Raw genomic sequence first — 15774 nt, 5'->3', positions numbered from 1 at the left:
CACATAGACCATGTTGCGTCGATTGCAACAGGCCGCCAACCTACTGGGCGGCGGCCTTTTTCTGATCCTGTTTGTGGTGTTCATCGTCCAGATCATTGCGCGCTTTTTCTTCAACAAGCCGCTGCCGTGGACCGATGAGGCTGCTGTCATTCTCTACGTGTGGGTGATCCTGTGGGCTGCTGCGGCCGTGGTGCCCGAGCGTGAGCACGTGGTGTTTGACCTGGTGTGGAACAGCGTGAACATGCGCGCCCGCCAGGCCATGCGCATCATCGGCAACCTGCTCGTCGGCGGGCTGGCGCTGGTGGGCATTCCCGCCAGCTGGGACTATGTGCATTTCATGGCCCGCGAAGGTTCGCCGGTGCTGGGCGTGTCCTTCATGTGGATTTTTATGCCCTTTGTGCTGCTGCTGATTGCCCTGGTGATTCGCTGCGCCTGGGCCATCTGGAACGCCGTGCGTGGCATCGGCCTGGAAGCGGAACTGCGACTATGACCTCTGGAATCTGGACCCTTGTTGCCGTGATGGTGGCCGGCTTGCTGCTGCGCATGCCCATCGGTTTTTCCATGCTGGTGTCCGGCATTGCTTACTTGCTGGTCAAAGGCCAGGACGTGGGCCTGGTCGCCGAACAGGTGGGCAATGGCTTGTACAACAGCTATGTGCTGCTGGCCGTGCCGCTGTTTGTGTTTGCGGCCAACATCATGAACGCCGGCACCGTCAGCGAGCGCATTTTTGACTTCTGCCGCATTTTGGTGGGCCGCATGCGCGGCGGGCTGGCGCAGGTGGACATTCTGGTCAGCGTGATTTTCTCAGGCATGAGTGGTAGCGCCATTGCCGATGCGGCCGGGCCAGGCTTGGTCACGATTCGGCAGATGCTCAAGAAGCCCGAGTACACGCGCGGTTTTGCCGGCGCAGTGGTCGTAGCCAGTGCCACGCTGGGGCCCATCATCCCGCCCAGCATTCCCATGGTGATTTATGCCCTCGTCTCAGGCGCATCGGTGGGTGCGCTGTTCCTGGGCGGTGTGGTGCCGGGCTTTCTGATGGCTGGGCTGATGATGGGCGTGGTGCACATCATTGCCGTCAAGCGCAATATGCCGCGCGATGAGCCCGTGCCCCGCTCCGAATGGGCAGGATTGATCTTTCGCGGTGCGCTGCCACTGTCCATGCCCATTGTGCTGTTGGGTGGCATTTACTCCGGTGCCTTTACTCCCACTGAAGCCGCGGCCGTGGCCGCGCTGCATGCGCTCATCCTGGCGGCCGTGGTGTTCCGTGCGCTGACCTGGCGCAGTTTTTGGGGCGTCGTGATGGAATCCACCCGTGGCAGCGCGGTGATCACGCTAATCCTGGCGGGTTCCTTCATGCTCAACTATGCGTTCACGGCCGAGGGCGTCCCCCAAAGCATGGCGATGTGGGTGGACAGCATGCATCTGTCCAGAACACAGTTTCTGCTGCTGGTCAATGTGATGTTTCTGGTGTTGGGTTGCTTCCTGGACGTCTCCGTGCTGCTACTGGTATTTGTGCCCATGCTGTTGCCCGCTGCCAAGCTGCTGGGGGTGGATCTGGTGCACTTTGGCGTTCTGGTAGTGCTGAACATGATGATCGGCCTGATCCACCCGCCCTTCGGCATGTTGCTCTTTGTCACCAAGGCACTCACCGGCATCCCGATAGGCGAGATGATGAAAGAGGGCTGGCCTTTCTTGGTGATGCTCTTGTGCCTGCTACTGGCCATGACCATGTTTCCTCAAATCGTCTTGTGGCTGCCCCAAACTATGGGCTACGTGACCCACTAGCCTTCCGGACTTACCATGCAACTCACCCCCGAGAACACCCTGCCCGTAGACGGCACCAAGGGCGCACTGGCTGCGCGCATCTGGCGCGACGACCAGCAAGGCCCCAGCGTGGTGGCTCTGCGCGACGGCCAGGTCGTCGATATCACGCGCAGCTATCCAACCATGCGCGACCTGTGCGAGACGCCAGACCCTGCCACCGCCCTGCGCCAAGCTACTGGCAATGTGCTGTGCACAGTAGCGGAGCTGCTGGGCAACACCGTCGCCCACAACCCAACACTGCCTTGGCTGCTGGCACCGTGCGACCTGCAAGCCATCAAGGCGGCGGGCGTGACCTTTGCCACCTCCATGCTGGAGCGCGTGATCGAAGAAAAGGCCCGCGGCAACCCATCTGCGGCGGCGACCATCCGCACCGAAATTCAGGCCCTGATTGGCGATGACCTGTCGCAACTGAAACCCGGCTCAGACGCCGCGATGGCGCTCAAAAATGTGCTGATCGCACAAGGTGCCTGGAGCCAGTACCTGGAAGTGGGTATCGGACCGGACGCGGAGATCTTCACAAAAGCGCCGGCCATGGCAGCCGTAGGCACGGGAGCCGACGCCGGACTGCACCCCGCCTCCACCTGGAACAACCCGGAGCCCGAGGTGGTACTGGCCGTCAACTCACGCGGCGCTATCGTGGGCGCGTCTCTGGGCAACGATGTCAATCTGCGCGATGTGGAGGGGCGCTCTGCCCTGCTGCTGGGCAAAGCCAAGGACAACAACGCCTCGGCGGCCATAGGCCCGTTCATTCGCTTCTTTGATGCCAGCTTCTCGCTGGACGATGTGCGCCAGGCCACGCTGACGCTGCGCGTGCAAGGTGCCGACGGTTTTGTGATGGACGGCTTCTCCAGCATGGCCCGCATCAGCCGCGACCCAACCGATCTCGCAGCGCAAATGATGGGCCCGCACCACCAATATCCGGACGGTGCCATGCTGTTCCTGGGCACGTTGTTTGCCCCCGTGCAGGACCGAGACATGCCCGGCGGCGGTTTCACCCACAAGCTCGGTGACATAGTCACCATCACCACGCCCAAACTGGGCACCCTGACCAACCGCATGCAGCGCACAGACCATTGCCCGCCGTGGACCTTTGGCGTCTCGCACCTGATGCGCAACCTGGCGCAACGCGGCTTGTTGTAAAGCCGCGGCAGTGGCCCGGTTGGATGCGGTGCAATAGCCGGAAGGTGGGTAACATGCTTCACAGCACCGTTTTTATCCACCCACCCTTAGGGCTTACAACATGGCTGTCACCCGCTTCCCCACCCAACTCCTGATCAATGGCCAAAGCGTCACCGGTGAGGGGCGCGCTGAATCCATCCTGAACCCGTCCACCGGGGAACAGCTCTGCGAAGTGCGCGAGGCCAGTGCCGAACAACTGCGCCTTGCCGTCGACGCCGCGCATACCGCATTTCCAGCCTGGGCCGCCCTCACCCCAAAGGACCGCGGCGCCTATTTGTTCAAAATTGCGGATGCCATTGAAGCGAACGGCGACGAGTTCGCCATGCTGGAATCACTGAACTGCGGCAAACCGCTGACCGCGGCGCGCAATGACGAGATTCCCGCGATCGCCGATGTGTATCGCTTCTTTGCCGGGGCCATTCGCAATATGTCGGGCGCACTGGCCGGCGAATACCTGCCGGGCCACACCAGCATGATCCGCCGCGACCCATTGGGCGTCGTGGCCTCTATCGCGCCGTGGAACTACCCACTCATGATGGCCGCCTGGAAGCTGGGCCCGGCCATTGCCATGGGGAACACGGTAGTACTCAAACCGTCGGAAATGACGCCCCTGACCACGCTGCGCATGGGCGAGCTGCTGGCCGAGATCCTGCCGCCTGGCGTGGTCAACATCGTCTGCGGGCGGGGCGACACGGTAGGTGCACCGCTGATCCGCGACCCACGCATCCGCATGGCATCGCTTACCGGCGATGTGTCCACCGGCAGCAAGATCATGGAGTCGGCCGCACGCGGCATCAAGCGCACCCACCTGGAGCTGGGCGGCAAGGCGCCTGTGATCGTGCTGGACGACGCCGACCTGGGCAGCGTGGTCGAAGGTCTGCGCACTTTTGGCTACTACAACGCGGGGCAAGACTGCACTGCTGCCTGCCGCGTCTATGCCACCGAAGGTATTTACGAGAAGCTGGTAGCAGACCTGAGCAGCGCGGTGTCCAGCATCAAGACCGGCACCCAGCAGGAGCCCGGTGTGGAAATGGGGCCGCTGATCTCGGCGCGCCAGCGCGACCGCGTGGCCAGCTTTGTAGACCGCGCCGCCCAACTGCCGCATGTGGAAATTACTGCCGGTGGCAGCACCGTAGACAGCAAGGGCTTCTTCTACAAGCCCACCGTAGTGGCTGGCGCGTTGCAGGATGACGAGATTGTGCGCAGCGAGGTGTTTGGCCCGGTGGTGTCCATCACCCGTGTGAAGGATGCCGATCAGGCCGTGGCCTGGGCCAATGATTCGGACTACGGACTCTCCAGCTCGGTGTGGACCAGCGATGTGGGGCGCGCCATGGGCATCGCCTCACGCCTGCAGTACGGCTGCACCTGGGTCAACACCCACTTCATGTTGGTGTCCGAAATGCCGCACGGCGGCATGAAGCATTCGGGCTATGGCAAGGACATGTCGGTCTACGCGCTGGAGGACTACAGCTGCGCACGCCATATCATGGTCAAGCACAACGCCTAAATGCAAAGCAACTCGCGCAGGTACAGGGTCGGCAAGTCCAATTCGAAGGGCTACTGCCCTTGTTCAAGGCTTTGCCCCATTTGGATACGTTGCTCCAGAAAACGCCAGAGGCGTTCGTCCTGGCTGAAAGCTACGTTAAAGCGCAGCCAACCAGTAGGCCGCGGTTCTACCAAAAACAACTGTCCCGGCCCAAGCATGATGCCTTCACCGGTGCCTGCCTGAGACAATTCCGCGCTGTCGGGCAAGTCAGGGTGGCGAGCCCACAGGTACATACCAGCCTCGGGCTCGCGAAAGAGTTCAAAGCCCAAGCTGTCCAAGCGGCGGCCCACTTGGCGCTGCGCTTCGCCCAGCCGGTCCCGCAATGATTTGAGGTGCTTGCGCCAGCGTCCATCGGTGACGACACCAAAAGTCACGCGCTCCGCAATGTCTGACGACGTCAGTCCCGCAATCATCTTGAGTTGCACAAACTCAGCCAGCAGGTCAGGACGCGCCAGCAAGTAGCCCACCCGAAGATTGGGTGAAATGGTCTTGGAATAACTGCCCACGTACACCACGCGCCGCAGTTGGTCCAGGCTGGACAAGGTGGAACGGGAAGACACGTCCATGTCGGCGTAAATGTCGTTCTCCACCAGCACAAAATCATGCTGCTCCGCCAACTGCAACAGCCGATGCAAGTGCGCAACGGAAGCCACTGAGCACGTGGGGCTTTGCAGGCGCGGCTGGGTGAAGAAAGCCTTGGGCTTGTGCTCTGTCACCAACGCTTCCAGAGCAACCAGATCGTAGCCAGAGGGGGTGCGCGGCACACCAATGGGTCTTGCACCCAAAAACCGCAACATAAACAACAGATTGGGGTAGCCAGGATCGTCGACCAGCACTACGTCGTCCGGTTTCAAGAGACAGCGAGCAACCAGGTCCAGCGCCTGGCTGGAGCCATGGGTCAGCAACACCTGCCCCGCTTCCACCGAAATTTGGTGCTCGGCCATGGCCTCGGCAATGATCATGCGCAGCGCCATGTGCCCATAGGGCAATCCGTAGCCGTCCAGCTCCGGACCATCGTTGGACAGCTGGCGCATGCTGCGGCGCACTGCATCGCCAAACAACCAATCATGTGGCAACCAGCCACAACCGGGCTTCAAAGGCAGGTTACGGTTCTCAAAAATCTGTTTGAGGTACCAGCGTGCATCAAAACGGGGCGCTTCTGGGGCCAATCTGGCGGCGCCTGCTCCCGAAGTGCCTGCGTCATCACGACGTTTCACAAAAAACCCGGCATGCGCGCGCGACACCAGCCAACCTTGTGCCACCAGCCGGTCATACGCCTCCACCACGGTAAAGACACTGACGTTGTGCGAGACAGCAAACGCCCGGATGGAGGGCAGCTTCGTCCCAGGCTTGAGCACTTGCCCGGCAATGAGCCCGCGTAACCCGTCCACGATCTGGCTAACCAATGGCGTTGAAATGTCCGGACTGAGAGTGAGCATTGAAAGAGAAAAAAGGGTGGATTTTGCGGTGGCACCGTGCGCACCAAATCAGGGAAACCCCGTACAGGACCCTGGACCTGCACAGTGTGCAGAAATTCGTGTCGTTGTGTACATGGACGGTCTTGGATGCGTTTCTTATAGTACCTCCACTTCATTCACAACCGCGCAAAACCATGCCACAAGACCACCCCGCCACCAATGCTGCCCTTTTTGCCCGCCGCCAAGCTGCCGTGGCTCGCGGTGTGGGCCAAGCCCACGAAATTTTCGTCAAGAATGCCCTGAATGCCGAGTTCTGGGACGTTGAGGGCCGTCGCTTCATTGACTTTGCCGGTGGCATTGCCGTGCTCAACACGGGCCACCTGCACCCGAAGGTGATCGAGGCCGTAAAAGCCCAGCTTAACCTCTACACCCACACCTGCTTCCAGGTCGTGGCCTATGAACCCTATGTTGAAGTGTGCGAACGCCTCAACGCGATGGCCCCCGGCGACTTTGCCAAGAAGAGCCTGCTGCTGACCACCGGTGCCGAAGCGGTGGAAAACGCCATCAAGATCGCCCGCGCCTACACCAAGCGTCCTGGCGTCATCGCCTTCACCGGCGGCTACCACGGCCGTACCAACCTGACGCTGGGGCTGACGGGCAAGGTCGTTCCGTACAAAGTGGGCTTTGGCCCCTTCCCCGGCGAAGTGTTCCACGCCCTGTTCCCCAACCCCCTGCACGGTGTGAGCGTGACTGACGCCCTCAACTCTGTGGAGTTGATCTTCAAGAACGATGTAGAGCCCGAACGCGTGGCCGCCTTCATTGTGGAGCCGGTACAGGGCGAGGGCGGCTTCTACGTGGCACCGCCAGAGTTCGTCAGCGGTCTCAAAACACTGGCAAACCGCTACGGCATTCTGTTGATCGCCGACGAAGTCCAGACCGGCGCAGGCCGCACGGGCACCTGGTTTGCCAGCGAGCAATGGCCTGTGGCCCCGGACCTGATCGCCACGGCCAAGTCATTGGCGGGTGGTTTTCCCCTGTCGGGTGTGGTGGGACGGGCCGATGTGATTGATGCACCTGCTGCAGGTGGCTTGGGCGGCACCTACGCCGGTAGCCCCGTGGCGTGTGCTGCTGCGCTGGCAGTCATCCAGGCCTTTGAGGACGAAAAACTGCTGACCCGCAGTCAGGACATGGGTGCCTTGCTAGTGCGTGCGCTCAAAGACATGGCCACCAAGATACCTGCCATTGGCGATGTGCGCGGTCTGGGCGCCATGGTGGCGATTGAGCTTTTTGAAAACGGAGATGTGCACCGCCCCGACGCCGCCTTGACCAGAAAGGTGGTTGCCGAGGCAGCACGCCGAGGTCTGGTACTGCTGTCGTGCGGCACCTACGGCAATGTGATCCGCATTCTCGTTCCACTTACGGCTTCCGACGCCCTGCTGGAAGAAGGCTTGGCCATTCTGGCCGACAGCTTCGCCGCCATGGCCTGATTGCTCCCGAGACACACGCACACCATGCCAAACATCTCCCCCACAGAACCCCTGGTGCGCTTCACTGGCGTACAAAAAACGTACGACGGCCAGCAGCTGGTGGTGCGTGACTTGAACCTGGACATCCAGCGTGGCGAATTTTTGAGCCTGCTGGGCCCTTCAGGTTCTGGCAAAACAACGACGCTCATGATGCTGGCTGGGTTTGAGTCGCCCACGGCTGGCGACATCTTTCTCGATGGTCGCCAGATCACCCGCACGCCACCGCACAAGCGCAACTTCGGCATGGTGTTTCAGAACTACGCGCTGTTTCCGCACATGACGGTAGCCCAAAACGTGGCCTACCCGCTGACGGTGCGCAAGGTGCTGGCTGCAGACCGGGATACCAAGGTCAAGCGCGCCCTTGAAATGGTGCAGATGGGTGGCATGGGCAACCGCTACCCTGCCCAGATGTCGGGTGGCCAGCAGCAGCGTGTGGCATTGGCCCGCGCACTGGTGTTCGACCCTCAGCTGGTTCTGATGGATGAGCCCCTGGGCGCGCTGGACAAGCAACTGCGCGAACACATGCAGATTGAATTGAAGGAACTGCACCGCCAACTGGGCCTGACCTTTGTGTATGTGACCCATGACCAGTCCGAGGCACTCACCATGTCGGACCGCGTGGCCGTATTCAATGACGGTGCGATTCAGCAAATTGATGTGGTGACTGAACTCTACGAAACGCCGGCCAATCGCTTTGTGGCCAATTTCGTGGGAGACAACACGATCTTCAACGGCGCAGTGACCACCACCAACCAGCACAAGTGCGAGGTGCGCCTGCCCTGCGGCACTTTGCTTTATGGCCTCAACGTCAATGGTGTAAACACCGGTACCGCGGTGCAGGCCTGCGTGCGCCCCGAGCGCATAGTGGTCCACACCGTGGATGCAAAACCCTGTGACAACAGCATTCGCGCCGTTCTGAACGACGTCATTTATTTTGGGGACCATCTGCGCTTGCGCTGCACTCTGCAAGAGCAGGCACAAGCCACGGTGAAGATTCCCCTGTCCAGCATTGCAGTGCCGCAACCGGGCCAAGCCCTGTGGCTGCACTTGCCTCCCGAGCATCTGCGCGTCTATCGCTGACACGCATGCATTTGTCAACCTCCGTCCACTTATTTTGGAGACTCCCCATGAAACTCAAACCCATCGTCGTCGCGGCCACGCTTCTGGCATCCCTTGCCGCCCATGCGCAAAACCAGATCACCGTGGTCAACTTTGGCGGCGCCAATGGCAATGCACAAAAGAAGGCCTATGTTGAGCCCTTTGAGAAGGCCACGGGCAACAAGATCGTCAGCGTGGAATACAACGGCGAGCAAGCCAAGATCAAGGCCATGGTCGAAGCCAAGAACGTGACCTGGGACGTGGTCGAAGTGGAAAGCCCGGACGTCACCCGCGGCTGCGACGAAGGCCTGTTTGAGAAGCTTGATTACAGCAAGATCGGCAACAAGGCCGACTTCTCGCCCGCTGCGGTGCACGAATGCGGTATCGGCGTGTTCATCTGGTCCACCGTCATGGCTTACAACGCCGACAAGATCAAGACTCCTCCTGTGACCTGGGCCGACTTCTGGGACACCAAGAAGATTCCCGGTAAGCGCGGCATGCGCAAAGGCGCCCGTTACAACCTGGAATTCGCGCTGATGGCTGACGGCGTGGCCGCGCAGGACGTGTACAAGGTACTGGCCACCAAGGACGGCGCCGAACGTGCATTCAAGAAGATGACGGAACTCAAGCCCAACATCCAGTGGTGGGAAGCCGGCGCGCAGCCGCCCCAATTCCTGGTGGCGGGTGACGTGGCACTGACCACCGTCTACAACGGCCGCATCGACGCCGCCCAACGCGAGGGAAAAAACCTCGGCATTACCTGGACCGGTGGCATCTATGACCTGGACTACTGGGTGATGCCCAAGGGCGGCAAGAACCGCGATGTGGCTTTGAAATACATCGCCATGGCTAGCGGTGCCAATGAGCAGGCAGAGTACGCCAAGCTGATCTCCTATGGTCCCACCAACACCAAGGCCCTGGCCAAGCTGGACGCCAAGACCCTGGCGCTGTTGCCCACATCACCTGCCAACTCCAAGACTGCCTTGCAGTTCAACGTGGGCTTCTGGGCCGACCAGGGTGAGGCTCTGGAAAAGCGCTTTGCTGCATGGGCTGCCCAGTAATTTGAGCTGAACACGAGATCGCGATGAACCTGTCCACGACCGCCCCGCCCGCCTCTACCCTATTGCCCGCCGATCTGGCGGGACAGTTGAAACGGGCAGAGCGCCGTAAACGGCTCTTCTCGATCTCGCTCACCATGCCCTTGCTGGTGTTTCTGGTGGTCATCTTCCTGGTTCCCATCGCCGCGCTGCTCATGCGGGCGGTGGAGAACCCGGAAGTGGCCAACACCCTGGGCCGCACCGGTGCGGCACTGGCCCAATGGGATCGCAAGACCCCTCCTCCGGACGCGGCCTATGCCGCCGTGGCCCAGGATCTGGCCGCCATCCAGGAACAATCCGATGCGGGCGCGCTGGCGCGTCGGCTCAATAGCGAAGTCAGCGGTGCCCGCTCTCTGGTGATGAACACCTACCGCGCGCTGCCCTTTGAACAGGGGCTCACCACCTCTCAGGTCCGTGCACACATGCTGACCATCGATCCGCGTTGGGACGACATCAGCTACTGGCAGGCCATTGCCAAGAACAGCGAACGCTGGACACCGGACTATCTGCTCACCGCCGTCGACCTGCAGCGCAACGCGCAAGGTGAGATCACCCGGGTGCCTGACGACGCCGCCGCCTTTGGCCGCATTTTGTTGCGCACCTTCCAAATCAGCGCAGTGGTTACGCTCTTCGCACTGCTGCTGGGCTATCCGCTTGCCTACTGGCTGTCTACGTTGACAGCCCGCCAAGCCAATATGTGCATGATTCTGGTTCTGGTGCCGTTCTGGACCTCTATTCTGGTACGTGTGGCAGCCTGGATCGTGCTGCTGCAATCCAACGGATTGGTGAATCGCGCACTGATGGGCATTGGATTGATCGACTCGCCACTGGCCCTGCTGTTCAACCGCTTGGGCGTGATCATTGCCATGGTGCACATCCTGCTGCCTTTCATGATTTTGCCGCTGTACAGCGTGATGAAGTCCGTGCCACCGACCTACCTGCGTGCCGCCGTATCGCTGGGCAGCTCTCCACTGGCTGCCTTCTTCAAGGTTTACGTGCCGCAGACCTACCCCGGTATCGGCGCTGGTGGCCTGCTGGTCTTCATCCTGAGCATCGGTTACTACGTCACACCAGCCTTGTTAGGCGGTGCAGACGACCAGATGCTGAGCTACTACATCGCCCAGTACACCAACGTCAACGTCAACTGGGGCATGGCCTGCGCACTGGGCGCTGTATTGCTGTTCACCACACTGGTGCTGTACGCCGTGTACCGGCGCGTGGTCAAGTCCGAATTGAGCCTGGGATAAGAGCCTGCCATGTCCAAACCCATTCTTCCTGTATTTCCCGCATACGCCACCTTTTTCGACAAGGTGGGTTGGTATGCCCTGCGTCTGTTGTGCGTAGGCGTATTGGCGTTCCTGCTGCTGCCCATCCTGGTCATCATTCCGCTGTCGTTCAGCAACAGCTCATTCCTGTCCTACCCGATTCCTGGCTGGTCATTGCAGTGGTACGACAACCTGTTTTCGTCGGACGACTGGGGCCGCGCCACACGCAACAGCTTTATCGTCGCCCCGCTGGCCACTCTCCTGGCCACGGTGCTGGGCACCATGGCCGCGGTCGGTCTGGCGCGCGTCAATTTTTTCGGCAAGAGCACGCTGATGAGCCTGCTGATCTCGCCCATGGTGGTCCCCATCGTGGTGGTGGGGGTGAGCACCTATCTGTTCTTCGCCAAGATCGGGCTGGCCGACACCTACACGGGCCTGGTGCTGGTGCATGCGGCGCTGGGTGCGCCCTTTGTGCTGACCACCGTGCTGGCCACGTTACAGGGGTTCAACCACAACCTGGTGCGGGCCAGCCTGAGCCTGGGCGCGGGACCATTGCAAACATTCTTCCGCGTGACGCTGCCCATCATTGCGCCCGGTGTGATTTCGGGCGGGTTGTTTGCCTTTGCCACGTCGTTTGACGAAGTGGTGGTGACCCTGTTCATTGCAGGCCCCACGCAGGTCACCTTGCCACGCCAGATGTTCACCGGCATTCGCGAAAATATTTCGCCCACCATTGCAGCAGTGGCCACGCTGCTGATCCTCTTCACCACCGCACTGATGCTGGGGCTGGAGTGGCTGCGGGGCCGTCGGCGGTAATCCCCATGCCACGCGCGTACAGATTGAAAAGCATGAAGCTGGGCACGCGCCTGGCCTTGGCATTCGGCCTGTTGCTTGTGCTGCTCACGGCCATGGCCGTCATGGCCACCCGGCAGATCGCCGTGATTCATAACGCACTGGATTACTACACCTCCACAACCACGCCCTCCCTTGAGGCGGTGAAATCGTGGCAAGAAAAAGTGGCCGCCATCCGCATGCTGCAAGCCCAGCATCTGATGACGGTGTCGGCCGACGAAATGGGTACGCTCGAAGGCAGTATTGACCAAGCCTACGACCAACTGAACCAGGCGCTGGCCGACCATGAAAAACTGCTGGTCAACGACGAAGATCGCGAGCTATGGAAAGCCGTGACCGAGAGCACCGTGTTGGCCATGGCCAACTGGGACAAGCTCAAAGCCATCGCGCGCCAATCCCTCACGGAGCCGGACAAGATCGAAGAGGCGCGGCGATTGTTTACCGGGAAGACCGAGCGCCTGTTCAAGGCCACCATGGGTGCGATTGACAAGGAATGGGAATTCAAATCCCGCGTCGCGGCTCAACTCACGGAACAAGGCAACGCCACCTACAAGTTGTCGCTGTCCTTGCTGGCAGCAGCCTGCGCCGTGGCGCTCGCTGTCGGTGTAGCCGCTGCGTTTGTTGTAGTGCGCTCCATTGCCCGCCAAATGGGAGGGGAACCGGCTGACGTAGCGCGCATTGCCTTGTCGATCGCCCAAGGAGATCTGACACAACAGGTGCAAACCCGTCCTGGCGACCAGAGCAGCGTCATGGCCGCTATGGCCACCATGCGTGAACGGCTCGCCGCCCTGGTTGGGGAGGTACGCCAAAGCAGCGACAGCATCGCTACGGGCTCAGCAGAAATTGCCACCGGCAATTCGGACCTGAGTCACCGCACCGAAGAACAGGCCAGTGACCTGCAACAAACCGTCACGGCCATGGAGCAGCTCACCCACACCGTCAAGCACAACGCGGACACGGCTGAACAGGCCAATCGCCTGGCAACCAGCGCATCCGCCTCCGCCGTGGCTGGGGGACAGACCGTGGCGCAGGTGGTGGCAACCATGCAGGGCATCGCAGCATCCTCCAAAACCATCAGCGACATCACCGGCGTCATTGACGGAATTGCCTTCCAGACCAACATCCTGGCACTTAACGCGGCTGTGGAAGCAGCCCGTGCCGGCGAACAAGGGCGTGGCTTTGCGGTTGTCGCCAGCGAGGTGCGTTCCCTGGCGCACCGCTCAGCAGAAGCCGCCAAGGAAATCAAGAAACTCATCGGTGACAACGTGGGCAAAGTGGAAGCCGGGACACGTCAGGTCGACGAAGCCGGCCGTTCGATTCAGGCCATCGTCACCGAGGTGCAGCACGTAGGTGCGTTGATCCACGATATTCACAACGCCACCGCCCAGCAGTACCAAGGCATCAGCCAAGTCAGCGATGCCGTCGGCCGCATCGATCAGGTGACCCTGCAGAACGCGGCTCTCGTCGAAGAGAGCAGTGCAGCCGCAGAGAGTTTGCGCCTACAAGCCGTCCGGCTGGCCGAAATCGTGGGGTTGTTTCGCTTGGACCGCAGCAACGCCGCTCCATCCACCCCGCCCACCACTCGCTTGTTGAGGTCCTGATGCCTTCCAAACTCATCCTCCTCACCGTCCTACTGTGCTGCCCAGCCTGGGGACAGGGGCTAACCGTTGCCAACTTTGGTGGAGCCAATGGCAAAGCGCAGAGCACAGCGTTTCTCAAGCCCTTCGCACGGGAGCAAAAAACGGAAGTTGTCGGTGTGGAATACAGCGGCGGCCTCGATGCCATACGCCGCATGGTTCAGGACAAGAAAATCACCTGGGACGTGGTTGAAGTGGAGTCCACCGATCTCAAAACCGGTTGCGAGTCTGGCCTTTTTGAACAGATTGACCGCAGCACCCTGCCGCACGCAAGTTTGTTGCTACCGGGCGCGGTGCAAGACTGCGGTGTGGGCGCTTTTGTGTGGTCCACGGTCATGGCCTTTGATGGCAGCCGTTTCAAGGAAGCCCCCCGCAAATGGGCGGATTTTTGGGATATGCAACGCTTCCCAGGAAAGCGCGGGCTGCGCAAGGGAGCGCGTTACAACCTTGAAATTGCATTGATGGCAGATGGCGTGAGTCGACGCGACGTGTATGCCATGTTGGGGACCGACGAGGGCGTGACCCGGGCCCTGAAAAAACTGGAACAGCTCAGTCCTCACATCGTCTGGTGGGAGTCGGGTGCACAGCCGCCACAACGCCTCGCCAGCGGCGAAGTCAGCATGAGCACAGCGTTCAATGGCCGCATTGCAGCGGCGGTCAAAGACGGCGCTACTCAGTTGGGCATCGTCTGGGCGGATGCCATTTATGAGCTGGACTACTGGGCCATTGTCAAAGGAACACCCAAGCTCAAATTGGCGCAGACCTTTGTCAGTTACGCTACCTCAGAAGAGCCCCAGTTGGCTTTTTCCCGCGAGATCCCATACGGCCCAACGCACATGGGCGCCATCATGCGCGACGACAGCAGCCGCAGCAGGAATGCGACCGCGATTCCATACGCAGTCGATCTTTCCATGGCGGGCAGCGACATCCCATCTGCACCCAGCAATTTGCGCCGCTCACTGCCTTTTGATGCGAACTTCTGGATTCAGAACGGCAATGCCATTGAGAAACGGTTTTCCCAGCGCATGAAATGACCCAGAAAAACCAACCCCTCTCCGGCAACGCCATGCCACGCTTCGGCGGCATCGCCAGCATGATGCGCTTGCCGGTGACGACGTCAGCCCATGGGCTAAATGCGGCTTTCATTGGCGTGCCTCTGGACATCGGCACCTCCCACCGACCAGGCGCACGCTTTGGCCCGCGCGAGATCCGGGCAGAGTCCTGCCTGCTGCGCCCTTACAACATGGCCACCGGTGCCGCCCCTTTCGACACCCTGCAAGTGGCGGACCTTGGCGATGTGCCCATCAACACCTATTCACTGGCGAAGTCGCTGCCCATCATTACGGCCTTCTATGAAGAGGTCTTGGCCAACGGCTGCATCCCCTTGACCCTGGGCGGCGACCACACCATCGCACTGCCCATCCTGCGCGCCATGGCAGCCAAGCACGGCCCGGTGGCCCTGGTCCATGTGGACGCCCATGCGGACGTCAATGACGACATGTTTGGCGAGCCCATTGCACACGGCACTCCGTTTCGCCGGGCGGTGGAGGAAAACCTGCTGGCCTGCGACAAGGTCTACCAGATTGGCCTGCGCGGTACCGGTTACGCGTCCGACGACTTTGACTGGCCACGCCAACAGGGCTTCACTGTCGTTCCGGCCCACGAAGTCTGGTACCAGTCGCTCGCACCCTTGATGGCCCAGGTACGTGCACGCATCGGCAACACACCCTGCTACCTCAGCTTTGACATTGACGGTATCGACCCCGCATACGCCGGTGGTACCGGCACGCCGGAGATTGGTGGTCTGAGCGTACCGCAGGCACTGGAAATCATCCGCGGTTGTCGGGGACTTAACATCGTGGGTGCGGACTTGGTAGAGGTCTCCCCGCCCTATGACACCTCCGGCAACACCGCACTGCTGGGGGCCAACCTGCTGTTTGAAATGCTGTGCGTGTTGCCCGGCGTTCACTACCGCTAACACTTGTCTATTCAAGGCATTACCTTATGACGCATCTCCCTCGCCCCTACGCTGTTCCCACTGTGCAAATATCCAACAATCGCGTCATCGTGACCGAATGGAGATTTGCGCCAGGTGCCGAAACAGGCTGGCATGTACACGAACACGACTACGTGGTGGTACCGCAAACCTACGGTGTATTGCAACTGGAAACATTGGAAGGAACAAAGACGGTTCCGCTTGTCGCGGGCCAATCCTATGCCCGTAGCGTTGGCGTGCAACATAACGTAATCAACCCTACAGACCACGAGGTGGTCTTCATTGAAATAGAAGTGCGCTAATTCACCAACTCCCTTCAGTCAACACAAACGTCTT

At 60.6% G+C, this 15774-nt stretch carries 14 protein-coding genes; 13 read left to right on the top strand and 1 reads right to left on the bottom strand.

Annotated features, from left to right (window positions below):
* The first annotated feature begins 10 nt into the window (after positions 1–10).
* The 4 genes from J2X15_RS00675 to J2X15_RS00660 all read left to right on the top strand — a co-directional run bounded on the left by J2X15_RS00675 (position 11) and on the right by J2X15_RS00660 (position 4510).
* Complete coding sequence (locus J2X15_RS00675) at positions 11–490, top strand: TRAP transporter small permease (protein ID WP_310338409.1); 480 nt, start codon at positions 11–13, stop codon at positions 488–490.
* Positions 487–1785: a TRAP transporter large permease gene (locus tag J2X15_RS00670; protein ID WP_310338406.1), complete on the top strand. Its 1299-nt coding sequence runs from the start codon at positions 487–489 to the stop codon at positions 1783–1785. The genes J2X15_RS00675 and J2X15_RS00670 overlap by 4 nt, the downstream gene beginning before the upstream one ends.
* A gap of 15 nt (positions 1786–1800) precedes the next feature.
* Positions 1801–2964 (top strand): fumarylacetoacetate hydrolase family protein, encoded by a 1164-nt coding sequence (locus J2X15_RS00665; RefSeq protein WP_310338403.1) that lies wholly within the window; start codon positions 1801–1803, stop codon positions 2962–2964.
* A 100-nt stretch (positions 2965–3064) separates the two neighbouring features.
* Positions 3065–4510 carry a gamma-aminobutyraldehyde dehydrogenase gene (locus J2X15_RS00660; protein WP_310338400.1) on the top strand — a complete coding sequence of 482 codons (1446 nt, stop codon included), beginning with the start codon at positions 3065–3067 and terminating at the stop codon, positions 4508–4510.
* Positions 4511–4560: 50 nt separating this feature from the next.
* Here the strand turns inward: J2X15_RS00660 and J2X15_RS00655 are convergent, their stop codons facing one another.
* Positions 4561–5988 carry an aminotransferase-like domain-containing protein gene (locus J2X15_RS00655; RefSeq protein WP_310338398.1) on the bottom strand — a complete coding sequence of 476 codons (1428 nt, stop codon included), beginning with the start codon at positions 5986–5988 and terminating at the stop codon, positions 4561–4563.
* Positions 5989–6161: 173 nt separating this feature from the next.
* Between J2X15_RS00655 and gabT the strand changes: the two genes are divergently transcribed.
* From gabT to J2X15_RS00610, 9 genes are read left to right on the top strand one after another with little or no spacing between them, the layout of a single operon-like run.
* Positions 6162–7454 carry a 4-aminobutyrate--2-oxoglutarate transaminase gene (gene gabT, locus J2X15_RS00650; RefSeq protein WP_310338396.1) on the top strand — a complete coding sequence of 431 codons (1293 nt, stop codon included), beginning with the start codon at positions 6162–6164 and terminating at the stop codon, positions 7452–7454.
* A gap of 24 nt (positions 7455–7478) precedes the next feature.
* Positions 7479–8573 carry an ABC transporter ATP-binding protein gene (locus J2X15_RS00645; protein WP_310338394.1) on the top strand — a complete coding sequence of 365 codons (1095 nt, stop codon included), beginning with the start codon at positions 7479–7481 and terminating at the stop codon, positions 8571–8573.
* Positions 8574–8620: 47 nt separating this feature from the next.
* Positions 8621–9652: an ABC transporter substrate-binding protein gene (locus tag J2X15_RS00640; protein ID WP_310338392.1), complete on the top strand. Its 1032-nt coding sequence runs from the start codon at positions 8621–8623 to the stop codon at positions 9650–9652.
* A 23-nt stretch (positions 9653–9675) separates the two neighbouring features.
* Positions 9676–10935 carry an ABC transporter permease gene (locus J2X15_RS00635; protein ID WP_310338390.1) on the top strand — a complete coding sequence of 420 codons (1260 nt, stop codon included), beginning with the start codon at positions 9676–9678 and terminating at the stop codon, positions 10933–10935.
* Positions 10936–10944: 9 nt separating this feature from the next.
* Complete coding sequence (locus J2X15_RS00630) at positions 10945–11769, top strand: ABC transporter permease (RefSeq protein WP_310338388.1); 825 nt, start codon at positions 10945–10947, stop codon at positions 11767–11769.
* A 32-nt stretch (positions 11770–11801) separates the two neighbouring features.
* Positions 11802–13406 (top strand): methyl-accepting chemotaxis protein, encoded by a 1605-nt coding sequence (locus J2X15_RS00625; protein ID WP_310338384.1) that lies wholly within the window; start codon positions 11802–11804, stop codon positions 13404–13406.
* Positions 13406–14476: an ABC transporter substrate-binding protein gene (locus tag J2X15_RS00620; protein ID WP_310338382.1), complete on the top strand. Its 1071-nt coding sequence runs from the start codon at positions 13406–13408 to the stop codon at positions 14474–14476. Before J2X15_RS00625 ends, J2X15_RS00620 begins: the two co-directional genes overlap by 1 nt.
* Positions 14473–15420, top strand: coding sequence for an agmatinase (speB, locus tag J2X15_RS00615; RefSeq protein WP_310338381.1), 948 nt, complete (start codon positions 14473–14475; stop codon positions 15418–15420). The genes J2X15_RS00620 and speB overlap by 4 nt, the downstream gene beginning before the upstream one ends.
* Positions 15421–15446: 26 nt before the next feature.
* Positions 15447–15740, top strand: a complete 294-nt coding sequence (locus tag J2X15_RS00610) for a cupin domain-containing protein (RefSeq protein ID WP_310338379.1) — start codon at positions 15447–15449, stop codon at positions 15738–15740.
* Positions 15741–15774: the final 34 nt, after the last annotated feature.

The organism is Rhodoferax saidenbachensis (assembly GCF_031457975.1).
Taxonomy (GTDB): Bacteria; Pseudomonadota; Gammaproteobacteria; order Burkholderiales; family Burkholderiaceae_C; genus Allorhodoferax; species Allorhodoferax saidenbachensis_A.
Note: the sequence above shows the minus strand (reverse complement) of the source record. Positions and strands in the feature narration are given on the sequence as shown.